Source organism: Thermophagus xiamenensis (assembly GCF_900112795.1).
In the GTDB taxonomy this organism is placed as follows: domain Bacteria; phylum Bacteroidota; class Bacteroidia; order Bacteroidales; family Marinilabiliaceae; genus Thermophagus; species Thermophagus xiamenensis.
On sequence record NZ_FONA01000007.1, the window covers coordinates 177386 to 193723 of the forward strand.

The window sequence follows — 16338 nt, forward strand, 5'->3', positions numbered from 1 at the left end:
GGAATCGTCTGATTTAATCTTAAAGTTTATATGTCAACAACAAAAATCGCGCCTAAAAAGTCTCATTCCTTTTTATCGGAACAGCCATATACATTCGACAAAGTCGTAAGACTTCTGCTAACGGGCTTAATCATTGCCGGGATTATTTTATTAATAAGATATTTAAGTAACGTTTTGGTGCCATTTTTCATCGCGCTTTTATTAGCCTATTTATTAGACCCATTGGTTTGTTTTGTTCAAAAAAATATGCGTGTCAGGCACCGCGGTATTTCTGTAGTTCTATCCTTATTGATTATATCTTTAATTATTTCAGTTGCGCTTTGGTGGTTAATACCCCAATTCGTAAGCGAAATGCAGAAATTGGGACAATTAATAAAATCCTATTTACAAAATACTACTTATCAGGATTTCCTGCCTCCGTTTTTAGATCAATGGCTACGCAATATGCTGGAAAAAAACAATTTCCAAGACTTGATCAATGCCAGTGACATATCCCAGATGCTCAAAAACATTTCTCAACCACTGCTAAAAATTTTTTCGGGGTCAATAAATATCTTATTCAGTACTTTAGGCCTCTTAATGATTCTCATATATCTTATATTTATCCTTATTGATTATCCCAAACTTGAGTCTTCATGGCCCAAACTAATTCCATCAAAGTTTAGGCCTATAACAGAAGAAATAGTAGAAGACTTGAAACTTTCGATGCGCATTTACTTTCGCAATCAGTTTTTAATTGCATCCATAGTAGGGATATTAATGGCCATTGGATTCAAAATTATCGATTTACCATTAGGAATTACACTTGGTTTAATTATCGGGATTTTAAATATCGTGCCTTACCTTCAAGTATTAGGATTTCTACCCGCTATACTACTGGCTCTTTTAAAGTCAATGGAATCTGGTGAAAGTTTTTGGCAGGTCCTTTTAGCGGTATCAATAGTTATTGTAATAGTTCAATTGATTCAAGACCTCATCTTAGTTCCACGAATTATGGGCAAAGCATATAACATGAATCCGGCCATTATTCTGCTGTCACTTTCAATTTGGGGAACTATCATGGGGATTTTGGGAATGTTATTGGCCTTGCCTTTAACTACACTTATCGTTTCTTACTATAAAAGACTGATAATTAAAAGACCATCAACAACAAAAGAGGATGAAGAGGACCAGGAAGTTCAAAATCTAAAAGAATAATTATTTATCAAAATACAATAAATTTAGCCACCAGATACAACGACAAATACCTTAATCTACAGGAATAAACCGGTACACATAAAAACATTAAAATTGAAACAATCATTGTTGTTGTACCGGAATTAACTTGACCCAAGTTTAAAGAATCAGTTAGCATTTCTAATTCTGCCAAGTCCAGAAATATTGGAAAAAACCTCACTAGGATTTCCTTTGTATGAAACAGTACAGGCACCGGAAATATCAACACTCAATTTTTCCGACACAAAAACTTCGGCGAAGGAAGCACCTGATAATTTAAGTGATAAATTCTTCGTTGACAACCCGAAAGCAGCAATTTTTCCTGCACCCGGAATATCGAGAACAACTTGATCTACAGATCCTTTAAGATTCAAATTGGTTGCACCTGCAAAAATGCCTTCCAACCGTTTTCCCTTAAGTTCCATATTCATTTTTAGCGCTCCCGAACTTTCAATATACAGGTCCTCAAAAATAAAAGGTTGAACAGACTTAAATTTAGCAGAAGACACAACCTTGATTCTTTGTAAGTCAGGAACGTAAATCCGTAACTCTACAGATGGATAGCGTTTCCCGGTTCCGGCAATAAGGGTATTAACCTTTAGCACATTATTTATCACTTCTGTAATCACCATTTTTTTTATGCCCTCGTCAGCAGAAATTTCAATTCTATAAGAATCGGAATTTTCAAGAGTGACCACATAATTCCCTGTTAGTTCCAACGAATTAAAATTATCAATATTCCTTACTTCTGAAACCACAGATTTAGCCGAGTCAGAAGTTTGTCCTTCAAAAACACAGCCACAAAAACTAAATGGGCAAATCAGTAAAACAAAAAAGTGAATCTTTCGAAACATAATACAAACAATTTTTCATACCATACCACAGATTTCGGGCCACAAATCACATCCACCTATTTTTCAAAAAGATACAACCATTTCATTTTCCAAACAAAGGGCAAAAAATGTACGCTCCCTCAAGCAAGTGTTCATTAACGGACAAAAAAAGGCCCATTAAACTGGGCCTTTAAACAAAATATTCTTTAATAATGAATGGTTAAATTAATTAAGCTTATCGAGTACAGCCATAACTTCTTTAACATGTTGACGGCTATTTTCAACCAAAGCTTTTTCTTCAGCATTAAGATCCAATTCAATAACTTTTTCGATGCCACCTTTACCCAAAATTACGGGAACTCCCAGATAGCAATCATCGATACCGTATTCACCTTCAAGTTTAACACAAACCGGGAATACACGTTTTTGATCACGAACAATTGCCTCAACCATTTGTGCTGCAGCAGACCCCGGTGCATACCAGGCAGAAGTCCCCATCAATTTAACCAATTCGCCTCCACCAAATTTAGTTCGCTCAATAATGGCATCGAGTTTGTCTTTATCAATCAATTCGGTAACAGGGATACCCCCAACAGTAGTATATCTCGGAAGCGGGACCATAGTATCTCCATGTCCGCCCATTAAAACCGCCTGAATATCTTTCGGTGAAACATTCAAAGCCTCAGCCAGGAAAGCTCTATAGCGAGCGGTATCTAAAATTCCGGCCATTCCCATCACTTTATTCCTCGGCATTTTTGATGTGATATGGGCCTGATAGGTCATAACATCCAGAGGATTAGAAACAATAATAATAGTAGCCTCAGGTGAATATTTAATAACCTGCTCAGTAACGGACTTTACAATCCCGGCATTTGTTTCAATAAGATCGTCGCGCGACATTCCAGGTTTACGAGGTAAACCGGATGTAATGACCACAACATCTGAATTGGCCGTTTTGGAATAGTCATTTGTTACGCCAATAGTGCGTGAATCATACAAATTAATTGGCGATTTTTGCCAAATATCTAAGGCTTTTCCTTCAGCCAAACCTTCTTTTATGTCCACCAAAATTATTTCATTGGCAATCTCACGATAAGCCAATACATCAGCACAAGTTGCGCCAACATTGCCAGCGCCAACAACAGTAACTTTCATAACCTTAATTTTTTTGAATTTATACTACACTTTTTTGAATTTCTGGCTCTTTTCAACCAACACAAAGATAATTAAGACTGTTTAATTGAAGAAAATTTTCTTCAATTTTTTTCGCTTTTTCTACTCATACCTAAATGTATAGAAAATTTCGCAATCGATGGCAGGGGTTTTATTCCAATTTTCTACAGACAAAGAGTAAATTATAAAAAAAACCGTTACAGGCATTAAACCAACGCCGGGAACGGTTTGTTCATGGTATAAAATGATTTATCTAATCAGGTGGGTTGAGGACTAATTTATCACCTTCATTTAAACCCTCCAAAACCCTAATAAATTCGTCGTTTTCTCCACCGGTTTTAATTTTTTGTTGGACAATGCCGAGGGGTGTCTTTTTAAATACAACCTGGAAAGAATCTTTAACAAAAACAGCTTCCCTTGGAACAATAAGCTCATCATCCATTTCCTGAATGATAAAACGGTTTACAGACGTCATTCCGGGTAAAAGCCCATGCCCTTTTGCATCTACTTCAATTTCCACCTTAAAGCCATTAAGAAATTGTCCAGCAATTTCTTTGCCTATATTGGCCACCGACCGCACGGTTCCTTCAAATTCCTCTTTAGGAAATGCATCAATTTTAATCTTAACGGGCATACCAACATAAATATTGGTTATATCAATCTCTTTAACATAGGTAACCGAGAGGAGAGTTGACAAATCGGGCAGAATAGCAATTCGAGGGTCCCACCGGCTTACTCTGGCCCCTACTTTTCGTTTTTCTCCATTCCACTCCCGCACATAAACCACCACTCCCGATTGTGGCGCCGTAATCACCAAATCAGCCTTTAACTTCAACAAAACCGCCAACTGTTCTTTCTCCTCTTTCAGCTTGTTTTCAATACGTCTAACACTTAATGTATTTTTTCGAAGTAATTTCTGGTAATTTCTCTTTTTTTGTTCATATTTCCGCTGAGCCATTTCCAATTCGATCTGAGCCTGCCGCTGGATGGCTTTGCTTTCGTAAACCGACTGTTCTACTTTTACTTCCTTGTCCAGGACATTGTCAAGCGCTTTTCGAATATCATCTCTGGCCTGAGAAAGATTCAGAGAGCTGTCCATCCTAGCCTTTTCAAGATTGGCTTCAAACATCTCAATCGTTTCGGTAACTCTCTTTATATATTCCTCAACCTCCGATGGGTCAAGGGTCGCTACATAATCTCCTTTTTCAACAACAGTACCTTCCCTCACCAAATCATTAATAACAATTTGCCTTATTCTAATTTTATTTCCCCTCAGAACTTCAGGTATCAAAATATCGGTAGACCGATGTGCTTCCAGCTCCCCCATAGAAGTAACGTATCGTTCAAATTTATCCCGTACCACCTCTACTACCTCCGACTCGGCTGTTTCATCAGTCAGGAAAATGCGATAAATAATAAAGGCCAACACCACCAAGACTAGTGGCAACAATAATCCTAATCTTTTTTTCATTTTTGCAGGTATTTTCCGGAGCTTAATAAAAATATATAACCTGTGTAATATATCACACATGGTTTATATATATGACTTTTCACAAACACAAATACCTTAGGCTTATCATGGTTGCTCCAACAATTCATCTAATGCCTCCATTAAAGGTTTATCGTTGACAAAATCATATAAGGTAATTTGCCGCATCTGGTAATAACTTCTCCAATACTGACGGAGTGAAGAGATATAATTTCTTCTGGCGGCATCCAAAGAATTTCGGGCAGAATTAAGTTTTATAACATCTACCTTGTCTATAAAAAAACGTTGTTTGGTGACTTCATATCCCAATTGGGCAATGGTATCGGCTTTGGCTGATATTTCAACCTGTTTTTCCTGCAAGTTAAATTCCATTATACTTATTAACAAATCCTGCTCAAAATCAATCCTTGCCTGCTTCACAGTAGCTTCTGTAACCTCTCTGTTTGAGCGTGCCATTTGAATTTTTCCTTTGCGTAATCCCCAATCAAGAATTGGGATGCTTAAAGACAGTCTTATTTGTTGTTGATCTTCGAAGGGGCTGCCATAAGCCAGGCCAAAATCATCGGCATTCTTATTGATTCCAAAATTGGCTCGAATATTGGCACTTAAACCGCTTTCAGACTTCACTTGATCGATATCTTGCTCGGCCTCAAGAAGCTGCTGCTGAAAATCCAAAATTTCCGGATTATTTTCAATTGCCAGCTGCAACGCTTTCTGTGGATCAATTTTTAAATTGGGAATCTCTTCGGGAACTACACACTCGATAACCACATTATCTTCTAAGCCCAGGAAAGAGGTTAATTCGGCTCTGGCCTGTTTCAAGCCAATTTTAGCCTTGGTTAAGGCTAATTGGGCATTAAGCAAACCCAGCTCCAAGTCCAACAGTTCATCTTGAGTTACTGTTCCTATTTCAAACCTTCCTTTCCCAATATTATACAACGTGTCGGCATTGTGATAATTATTTTCCGCAATTTTTAAATTAATCTCGGCCGTCACCTGTGCAAAAAAATAGTCGGTAGCCTGAATGGCAATTGATTCGAGCGACTGTAAATATTCTCGTTTAGCTTTTTCAAATTGTAAAGGTTCAATACGTGCTTCCCATTTAAATCGGTTATACCCGTTAAGAGGTTGCGAAAATCCAATGCTTACCGGTACCGATGCATATTGGATATCATCATTATCTTCTAAATTTTGGGATCGGGTCAAAGAGGAAGTAATGTCAAATACCCCTCCGGTTAGGGGAACATTTTGTCGAATAGACAAAGAAGCATTAGAGGTTAAATATGATCTTTGGTCAAAATACTCTCCCTGCTCCCCATCGAAACGACTCACAACCGATCTATCGTAATTTACTGGGGTGGCATCCAGACTCAATATAGGCAACCGGTCAGCTTTATAACTTCGAAATTCCCAATAACGGGCGAGGTACATATTTTTTACCCTAAAACTATAAAGCGATTGCTGATGAGCTAAATTAATAACTTCATCCAGAGTCATACTTACTTTCACCACATTATCGGAATCATCAGGAAAGTAATCTTCTGTCTCCTGGGCGCCCAGCTCATTAATAAAACATGCAAAAAGTATTGGCAATAGATATTTAGGATTCATCACAGCAACATTTTCAAAAGTTATTTGCTTTTTTTATTATGCTCTTAACGACTCTACTGGATCTTGTTCGGCAGCTCGTTTGGCAGGAAGGTAACCAAAAACAATCCCAACGGTTGCAGACACACCAAATGCCACAACTACCGAAAACAAAGTCACTATGGTTTCAATGCCAGCCATTACATGAATTAAATGAGCCAAAACCACACCTAACACGATACCAATCATTCCACCACTTACACTAATCAATGTTGATTCGGACAAAAACTGAACAATAATATCTTTTCTTGAAGCCCCAATGGCTTGTCGGGTTCCAATCTCCCGAATGCGTTCCCATACCGATGCAAGCATTATATTCATAATTCCAATTCCTCCAACAATAAGTGAGATACTCGCTATTGCTCCCAAAACAATATTAAAGATATCATTAGTTTTTTGCTGCTGCTTAAGCAGCAACTCAGGGACGGTAACTTCAAAATCATAAATTCGGGAATGGCGGCGCAACAACATCCGATTAATAATATTAGCGGTAGAGCTTAAGAATTCTGTCTCATGAACCTGAACAATGATTTTATCGAGTTGATCAGATGAGGCCTCCAAACTACTGTTGCTTTCATTTTCCGCACCACCACCACGGGAAACTTGTTCCAAAATTTCGGGGTTAACTCTGGCCCGATCTTTAAACCGAAGCAACATAGTTTTAACAGGGATGATTATTTTGTTATCTGTACTGCTAATGCCTAATTCATCCGAAGCAGAGGCTGTAAAGTCGCGTCTTTCAATAACCCCGATCACTTCCAGCCAAGAATCTCCACATTTGATATATTGGCCAATGGGATTGTCTGTATTAAAAAAACGGTTTCTGATATTATCACCAATTACAGCCACGGGTTTACCGGACTCGGCCTGTTGTTCACTAAAGATTTTTCCCAAAGCCAAATTAATATTCAGAAGCGAAAAGTATTCAGGAGAAACACCTTCCAGAACGACAGGGTAACTTTTAGCCCCCAAAATAGCATGGTAATTTAAGGAAATAACCGGACTCACTTTGGCTACAGTGGGAATAGTTTCTTTTATGGCTTGTGCATCCAATAATGTCAAGCCAGGCGAGAACCGTTGGGTACTCTCGCCGCTGGCACTTCCACTACCATTACTTGCATCAATAGAAACATCAGAAGGAGTTACAATAATGTTATTGACACCAACAAGTTTTATCTGTTCAAGGACTTCCTGTTGCGCACCGCGCCCAATCGCGAGCATACTTATAACCGCAGCAACACCAAACATGATACCTAATGCCGTGAGAAAAGATTTTAATTTGTTGGCCAAAATGGCTTCCACGGCAATCAACACATCGTGGTAATACCTGGATATAATAAATTTTACTCGATTCATCTTGCTCTCCTCCCTTCAACCGGACGTTCACCTAACCTTTTTCTTTGCTCACCTTGATTCCCTTTCATCCGCCTCGGCGGCCTTTGCACCTCTTTTTTCTCTTTATTTTCTTCTTTTTCTTTCTCAAGAGCTTCTTTCTTCAAAGCTTCATAAATCTCTACCCCTTCAAAAGGCATTTCTTCATGGTCAGGCGGTTGTATTAATGCAACCTCCAAGCCTTCTTCCAGGCCTTCTTCAACAACGACATAATTTTCATTTTCCACCCCAAGCTTTACAATTTGTTTAACCCATTTGTTCCCTTTATCAACAAAAACGTAATTAACTGTATCATTTCTAAATACCGCTTCGAGCGGAATGAACAGAACCTCGGGTAAAGAATCCGTAATTATCTCATTGCTGGTGGTCATGGCAGGTCTCAGATCAGGATCAGTAGAATTCAATTTTATAATTACTTCAAATACCTTTGCATCCCCATCGGGCAAGACCTGACCTATGTTTGCAACCGATACAACATTTCCTTTAAATGATTTTTCAGGGAAAGCATCGATGCCAATAGTAGCCTTCTGACCAGGCTTTATCTTTGAAATATCAATTTCGTTTATATAAGTTTTAGAAATCATTGACGACAAATCGGGTAATTCGGCAATAGTAGGCGACCAACGACTTACTGTTGAGCCCGCTTCAATTTTATTTCCAAAACGATCATAACTATAAATTACCATACCCGGTTTAGGTGCTTTGACTTCAAGGGCTTCAAACAATGCCTCAATCTCAGCAACTCGTTCCTTACTTTTTTCTACTTCTTCCCAGGCCCGCGCAACATCATATGCCGCCTGTTTCTTTTTAAGCTCATAGTTTCTCAAAGCCTGTTCCAGATCACGTTCGGCCCTTTCAAGATCAAGCCGCGCTTGACGCTGAACAGCCGGCGACTCATAAACCGACTGCTCTAATACCAACTTCTTTTCTTCAACAGTTACTTGCGCATCCAGTAAACCATCCCTAAGGTTACTCAAGTTAATATTGGTATCTATTTTGGCGTCCTCATATGCCTCCATGGCGCTCTCTAGCTCTTCTAAGGCTTCTGTCATTAATTCATCGACTGCACTGTGATCTAAAGTAGCTACTACATCACCTGAATCGACAACCGTACCTTCCTCCACAATATCGGTTATCTGTATTTCATAAATACCTAGACGTCGACCCGACAATTCAGAAGGAACTTCTATGGAAGTTGCATTCTCCGCCTGAAGCTGACCGGTAGATATAACCCTCGATACAAAAGGTCCTCGCTCAACAGGTACGGTAATTATAACACTTTCGCTCACCACCTGGTTGCTCATCGACCAGATCACGATTATCGCCATTAATAAAATTACAGGGATGTAATAAACCGGCTTGAGAAATCTTTTCATCCGTATAAAATTTACTTAATTTATTGAACTAATGGTTCTTGAAATTAGTCATTAGTAAATTATCACTAATGACTCCTTCTGCCTTCTGCCTGTGCACTTCTGCCTCTATGTTTTTATACATGTTCTTATTGTGACAAGCTTTCATGGTAAAGTCCGTTTCATCTGAGTATTATATACCAATTCATCAATTACCCAAACATGCCATTGGTCGTAAATACTATTATTTGGTATTTAGACATAACCATTTCGCACTTTTTAACTTCACAAAATCGGCCCAAGGGGTCCTCTTTACCTTAACAAATGTTATGATACAAGACTCAACCTTGGGTCGACTAATTTTCAGTTTATATCTAGTAACCTTACCCCATCCAATCGTTGGATAAATCTTAAAGGGTCTTAATCTTTACAACCTAATGTCTAAGCTAACTTCATTGCAACTAATGACAATACAAAGACAGAACAGAACGCCAATAGTTTAATACAAGTCTTTAAAAACTTTAAAACAAGTTATTTTATGAAGTAAATAATTGAAAACAGAAACCGTAAAAATTGGATTTTCAAACAAATGATTTTATTACCTTCATCATTGATTCAGCCAATCTATCAGCCTCTTCCGGTGTTTGTGCTTCGGAGTAAATGCGAACAATGGGTTCGGTATTAGATTTTCGAAGATGAACCCAAGAATTAGGAAAATCAATCTTTACTCCATCAATGTCATTAATTTTTTCATTGCGATAATGCTCTTTTAGCTTTTGCAGTAACCCATCCACATCGGTATGGGGCGGAAGTTCCAATTTGTTTTTAGACATAAAATAGGATGGATACTCTTTTCGTAGCTCAGAAGTTTTTTTCCTTTTCTTAGCCAGATAAGTCAAGAACAGAGCTATGCCCACCAGTGCATCACGCCCGTAATGACTGGCAGGATAAATCACGCCCCCATTACCTTCACCGCCAATCACGGCATTGGTTTCCTTCATCTTGGCCACCACATTCACTTCTCCAACGGCCGAAGCATAATATGTTCCACCGAATTTTTTTGTAACATCGCTCAATGCGCGTGTGGAGCTGAGATTTGAAACGGTATTTCCGGGGGTATGACTCAATATATAATCAGCCACCGCCACCAGAGTATATTCTTCGCCGAACATGGAACCATCTTCATTAATTATGGCCAGGCGGTCAACATCAGGGTCAACCACAAATCCCACATCTGCCTTTTCTTTCTTCATGGCTTCCGATATTTCGGTTAAGTGCTCGGGCAAAGGTTCCGGATTATGCGGGAACTGACCCGTAGGCTCACAATTCAACTGTACAACATTTTCCACCCCCAGTGCTTTCAATAATGGCGGCAAAGCAATACCACCCACAGAATTAACACAATCTATAACCACTTTAAACCCTGCAGAATGAATAGCATCTACATCCACCAAATCCAAATTCAAGATCTCCTGAATATGAATTTGCGTATACTCCTTCTCGGAAACCGTCCCTAAATCATCTATTAATGCATATTCAAAGGCTTCTGACTGGGCAAGCTCCAGAATACGGGCACCATCCTCGGCGGATAGAAATTCTCCGTTACGATTTAACAACTTTAAAGCATTCCACTGCCTGGGGTTATGACTGGCTGTAAGTATAATGCCTCCATCGGCTTGTTCTTTTATTACTGCAAGTTCTGTGGTAGGGGTAGTAGCCAGTCCCAGATCAATTACGTTAATGCCCAACCCCTGAAGGGTAGAAGCAACCAGTCCTCGTACCATAAGGCCCGATATGCGTGCATCTCGCCCCAATACAACGCTGTATTTATCCTGTTTCGATTGTTCTTTCAGCCAAATGCCATAAGCCGATGTAAAACGAACCACATCGATGGGGCTCAATCCTTCCCCGGGACGTCCTCCTATAGTACCGCGAATACCTGATATTGATTTTATTAAAGCCATACTTTATTTGATTTTGTTCATACAGATGCAAAATTGCAGAATATAAAACGGTTTTGCAATGATACGAACAACACATTTACTAGTGACTGTCAATCTATTTTTTCAAATACTTTTCGGAATTACGAAATATAAATAGTATGGAAGGGAAAAATGGAATTCTGTAAAGGAAAAGAAGTGAAGTTCAAAAACAAGTTACTTAAAAAAATAATTTCTTAAATTCGGGCTCTTAATTAACAAATCCTTATAGAAAGATTATGATATGGACTTTGCAAAAATAAAGTTCTGTTTTTTATTTTGCTAAATTTCATAATGTACATTGAATAAATAACCTGAATCACAACATAAATCCAACTTACTCAATTCAAAACATTACTTTTTTTTCAACAAAAATTTAAAAATCCGAAAATATTAAGCCAAGGTTGCATTAGGATTCATCACTATCAACCTGAATTTAAAATTTGATTACCTGATTTATCATTCAATAAATACCTGATTAGTCATTTCTTTTTCTCAATTTTGCAGTAAAATTCTGCAATCGGTATTGCATTAAATAAAAATCATAGAAATTCAACGAAATAAAATGGCAAAAAAAGGGAAAATACCGGGAAAATATACATCTGCTGCTCGTCGCTCTCGCAACGATAGATTTCAGGAACACAGGCCCCATAGAATTGAACGCTCCTCAAGCAAGGAAAATTACACCCCAAAAGGGGATACAGAATTCACCGACCGAATTCCGGCAACCATGCGTTTAAACAGATTCATATCCAATGCCGGAATATGTAGCCGAAGAGAAGCCGACAACCTGATCAAAAAAGGCGAAATCAAAGTTAATGGCAAAGTAGTAACGGAGCTTGGGACTATTGTATCGATTCACGACGTGGTAGAATATCACGGCCAAAAATTAAATCCTGAAAAAAAGGTTTACGTTTTGCTCAACAAACCTAAAGATACAGTTACCACCGCCCACGATCCTCAGGGCCGCAAAACTGTAATCGATATTGTTAAGAATGCTTGTCCTCAACGAATTTATCCGGTTGGAAGGCTCGACCGTAATACCACGGGTGTCTTGCTGCTAACCAACGATGGTGAGTTGGCAAAAAAACTTACTCATCCCAGTTTCGAAGCAAAAAAAATATATCATGTTTTTCTTGATAAAAAATTAAAATTAGATGATTTTAATATTTTAGCCAATGGCATAGAATTGGAAGATGGCCCTGTAAGACCTGACAATATTAGTTATGTAGACCCTAATGATCACAAACAAATAGGTATAGAAATACACTCCGGGAAGAACAGGATAGTAAGACGCATTTTCGAACACTTAGGATATAAAGTGGAAAAGTTAGACAGAGTATATTTTGCAGGATTAACTAAAAAAAATCTGCCCAGAGGGAAATGGCGTTTTTTAACCCAACAGGAAATTAATTTCCTGAAGGCCGGGTTTAAGGACTAAAGCCAACAACATTACCAATCCTTAACATAAAAATGAAAACAGATGTCAAGAATTTATCCAAGATTGTGTTGCCCAATCATTGGCAGGTGATATATTTTATAATATTAATTTTAATCGCTGCATTTGGGACATTTTCTGTATCAGCCCAGGTTTCAGGGGCTATTGTCGACAGCCTAAATCAAAAGCCTATTCCCTTTGCAAATATTCTGTTTCAAAATGGGAAATCCGGCACCATTTCAGACATCAAAGGTGAATTTTCCTTACCATCCAATGCTGGCGATTCAATTACCATAAGTAGTGTAGGTTACCATTCAAAACAACTGGCTGTAAAAGATGTTGTACCTAATTCCAATATCCTTCTTTCACCTAAAACTTTCACATTGGAAAGTGTCGATATTTTTCCGGGTGAAAATCCGGCACTACAAATAATGAAACAAGTGGTTGAGAGGAAAAGCTACAACAATCCCGATTACCAAACCAACTACTCCTGTATAGTTTATCACAAAATGAGTTTTGATGTTTTGGTGCCCGATTTACCACAAATTGCCGATTCATTAACGAAAGAGATTGATAATATTTTGCGTCACCACCATCTGCTTCTGATGGAATCTGTTTCTGAAAAAAAGCATTTGGCGCCCAACCAAAGCAAAGAAAGAATCATATCGGGCAGAGTAAGTGGCTTCAAAGACCCCTCTTTAGCCATCCTACCTTCACAAATTCAACCTTTCGGTTTTTACAAAGACCATGTTACACTTTTAGATCAAGAGTTTCTCAATCCGGCATCGGAAGCCGGACTTAAAAATTACATCTTCATTCTGGAAGATACCATTATAGAAAACAAGGACTCTTTGTATTATATTTCTTTTTTCCCCCGGGAAAAGGCTAATATCAAGCCGCTACAAGGCTCTTTTCACATACACACAAAAACATTCGCCATAAAAAACATACGCGCACAATCACAAATTCCTACAACACCATACAAACTGGAGATAAACCAAAGTTACGAGCCTACAAAAAAAGGAATTTGGTTCCCTTCACAACTGGAAAGCCAGCTTCTGATAAAAGCCAATAGTAAATTTAATCCCTTACCTTTCGCTTTAATAGGTCATGCCAAAAGCCTAGTTACAGCAATTAATACCGAACCGATATTGGATGCAAAAGAGTTTAATTCAATCATCCTCGAAGATGATATGTCCTCAAACCCTACGGCCATCGAAATTTTACGTTATGAACCTCTTAACGCAAAAGATTCTGCCACCTATCATTTAATAGATAGCATAGGGAACGCCAACCGGTTCGATAAACTAATAAAATTGCAAAAAAATCTAATTGGAGGTTATATACCTGCAGGGCCCTTTTTGATAGATATCAACAATATAATAGGCTATAACCAATATGAAGGCTTAAAAGCAGGCATGGGCCTTTGGAGTGGTCGTGAATTAACCGGCAACTTTTCTATTGGTGGGTACATCAATCATGCCTTTAAAGCCAAACATCAAAACTATGGTGGGGGAATAAAATGGTCAATCAGCGAAGTTAACCAAACATCCATGGAGCTAAGGTATGACCACAGCATGCATGCCACCGGTACCTTTTCATTCTTTTCAGGTGAAATCTTGGAATGGGAAGACTACCTTAAAGAGTTTGCCGTAACCACTATGGACCGACAATCCCTGCTGACGGGACATATTCAATCGAGAATAAAAGGCTCTCTCTCCGGTAGACTCTTTCTCTCATATGGCAAGATGCACCCATTGGGCACATATGATTTTTCAATAGGGTCGACATCCGCCGCTCAAGATTTCACAGTAACGGAAATAGGATTAAAACTGAGATGGGCCCCAGGAGAAAAACTATCAAAAACAGCTTTTGGAGTTTTACCTTATTCCGGATTAGAACCTAAAATATGGTTTAACATCATTGGGGGGAAGCAAGATTTAAATACTGAAATATCCACCTACACAAAAATAGAGGCACAAATAAAAAAAGAGTTTCGAACAGGACCTTCAGCTCGTACCTCACTTCAATTTACCGGAGGATGGATAAATAACTGGCGTACGCTTAATACCTTATATAGTTATTTTGGCACTTTCGATCCATTCTCGATCGAAATACCAAATATGTTTGACACCATGTCGCCAAATGAATTCGCAGCGGATCGCTTTGTACTGGCATTTATTAACCATAAAATTCCGCTCCGTCAAAATAAATCTGGTACTTTTAAACCTGAGTTACATTTATTATCAAAAGCAGGATGGGGCAATATAAATAATACAACCCATATTCCCATTTATTCTTTTAACAAGGGCTTCTTTGAATCAGGCATTTTATTGGATAATCTTTTCAATACTTTCCTTTTTAAATACGGATTAGGGATGCATTATCGTTACGGTTACTACCAAAGGGAAAAGACAATTGACAATTTAAGTATTAGACTATCAGTGGGCTTTTCTTTGTGAAATTTACTGAGTATTTCCCCTCAATTCATTCAAAAAATAAACAAAACAAACAATTCTACTGTTGTAATTAATTGAATATACTATCTACATTATGGCGGAAAATCTTTAAAAGCAAATCCAGATGGATTTACAAATCAGAAATCACAAATTCTTAGTTACAGGGGCAAGTTCCGGCTTAGGACGTGCCGTGGCCGAAACTTTATTGGATAACGGTGCTGAAGTTATTGTGGTAGCCAGGAATAAGGATAAATTATTCCAGATAAAAAATCATTGGCCAGAAAAAACAACTGTTATGTCGGGCGACGTAACGGATGATTCATTTTTAAAAGAATTAAAAAATGCAATTCCCAAAGACATTTTTGGGGTATTTTTCAACGCAGGAGGACCACCCGCCACAACGGTTGCCGAGACAACAATGGAACAATGGGATACATCCTATAAATTGGTTTTAAGATGGAAAATTGAATTATCCCAATACTTGCTTTCAATCTTCGAGAAAAATAAAAGAGGACGTTTTCTCTTTAGCGAGAGTGCATCAGTAAACAGTCCCATTCCCAATCTGGTGCTAAGTAATTCGTTTAGAATGGCTGTTGTAGGATATGTTAAAACCTTAGCCAAAGAAATTAACCATTGCAATATAACCGCAAACATAATTGCACCAGGGTATCATGATACTTCTGCCGTGGAACGAATTATAAATAAAATGAAAGAACAAAAAGGGATTTCCAAAAAAGATGCGGTAAAAGAGTTAACCATTAATATTCCTGTCGGAAGATTTGGAAAACCAAAAGAATTTGCCTCTTTAGCTGCCTGGTTGCTTAGTCCTTTAGCCGGATTTGCATCCGGACAAGTATTTACCCTGGACGGTGGACAAAGTAAATAAAACCATTCATTTTATTCAAGGTAGACTATTTTAAAGCAAAATAGCCATTAAAAAAAGAATATTCCAGGTTAAACAAACACCAAAAAACTTTTACAATTCATTTTTCCAAATTGCTGTTTCTTTTTTTTCCTTTGACCCAACTAATTGTGTCGCATCGAAGCAGGTGACTGTGTCACATCGATAGAGGTGATGAATTCGCATCGAAGCATGCGAGTGAGTCGCGTCTACGCAGGCGAGTGTATCGAATCGAGGCAGCTTTAAATCTTTGCCGGTGGTTCTTTTATTTGTTCTCAATATAATACAACAGGGCATTTCTCTCCTTTTTCAACTCTGCGCCTTTGTGTCTTTGCGTTGTTACGGCCACCACAAAAGAAAAAGCCCCGACTCATTTTCATGAATCGGAGCTCTATTTTCTTTTAAAGTCGGCGGCGACCTACTCTCCCGCTTTTACGCAGTACCATCGGCGCTAACAGGC

At 38.3% G+C, this 16338-nt stretch carries 11 protein-coding genes; 4 read left to right on the forward strand and 7 right to left on the reverse strand.

The window, feature by feature from the left end; translation table 11 throughout:
• Positions 1–30: 30 nt before the first annotated feature.
• Positions 31–1197, forward strand: coding sequence for an AI-2E family transporter (locus tag BM130_RS05875; protein WP_044138309.1), 1167 nt, complete (start codon positions 31–33; stop codon positions 1195–1197).
• Positions 1198–1343: 146 nt separating this feature from the next.
• On the opposite strand, the gene BM130_RS05880 is transcribed toward BM130_RS05875, so the two are convergent.
• The 7 genes from BM130_RS05880 to glmM form a co-directional block, all read right to left on the reverse strand.
• Complete coding sequence (locus BM130_RS05880; RefSeq protein ID WP_010526160.1) at positions 1344–2069, reverse strand: head GIN domain-containing protein; 726 nt, start codon at positions 2067–2069, stop codon at positions 1344–1346.
• Between the two features lie 204 nt (positions 2070–2273).
• Positions 2274–3203 (reverse strand): malate dehydrogenase, encoded by a 930-nt coding sequence (mdh, locus tag BM130_RS05885; protein WP_010526159.1) that lies wholly within the window; start codon positions 3201–3203, stop codon positions 2274–2276.
• Positions 3204–3474: 271 nt separating this feature from the next.
• Positions 3475–4692, reverse strand: coding sequence for an efflux RND transporter periplasmic adaptor subunit (locus tag BM130_RS05890; protein ID WP_010526158.1), 1218 nt, complete (start codon positions 4690–4692; stop codon positions 3475–3477).
• Between the two features lie 105 nt (positions 4693–4797).
• A complete protein-coding gene (locus BM130_RS05895; RefSeq protein ID WP_010526157.1) occupies positions 4798–6321 on the reverse strand; it encodes a TolC family protein in 1524 nt (507 codons plus the stop codon).
• Positions 6322–6357: 36 nt separating this feature from the next.
• The gene (locus tag BM130_RS05900; RefSeq protein ID WP_010526156.1) at positions 6358–7713 is read right to left on the reverse strand and encodes an ABC transporter permease; all 1356 of its coding nucleotides are present in this window, start codon (positions 7711–7713) and stop codon (positions 6358–6360) included.
• Entirely contained in the window at positions 7710–9125 is a 1416-nt protein-coding gene (locus BM130_RS05905; protein ID WP_010526155.1) for an efflux RND transporter periplasmic adaptor subunit, read from the reverse strand. The genes BM130_RS05900 and BM130_RS05905 overlap by 4 nt, the downstream gene beginning before the upstream one ends.
• A gap of 557 nt (positions 9126–9682) precedes the next feature.
• Positions 9683–11065: a phosphoglucosamine mutase gene (gene glmM / locus BM130_RS05910; RefSeq protein WP_010526154.1), complete on the reverse strand. Its 1383-nt coding sequence runs from the start codon at positions 11063–11065 to the stop codon at positions 9683–9685.
• A gap of 580 nt (positions 11066–11645) precedes the next feature.
• Between glmM and BM130_RS05915 the strand changes: the two genes are divergently transcribed.
• The 3 genes from BM130_RS05915 to BM130_RS05925 all read left to right on the forward strand — a co-directional run bounded on the left by BM130_RS05915 (position 11646) and on the right by BM130_RS05925 (position 15863).
• Complete coding sequence (locus tag BM130_RS05915) at positions 11646–12521, forward strand: pseudouridine synthase (protein ID WP_010526153.1); 876 nt, start codon at positions 11646–11648, stop codon at positions 12519–12521.
• A gap of 32 nt (positions 12522–12553) precedes the next feature.
• The gene (locus BM130_RS05920; RefSeq protein ID WP_010526152.1) at positions 12554–14980 is read left to right on the forward strand and encodes a DUF5686 and carboxypeptidase-like regulatory domain-containing protein; all 2427 of its coding nucleotides are present in this window, start codon (positions 12554–12556) and stop codon (positions 14978–14980) included.
• A 121-nt stretch (positions 14981–15101) separates the two neighbouring features.
• On the forward strand, positions 15102–15863 hold the full coding sequence (locus tag BM130_RS05925) for an SDR family oxidoreductase (RefSeq protein WP_010526151.1): 762 nt from the start codon (positions 15102–15104) through the stop codon (positions 15861–15863).
• Positions 15864–16338 lie beyond the last annotated feature (475 nt).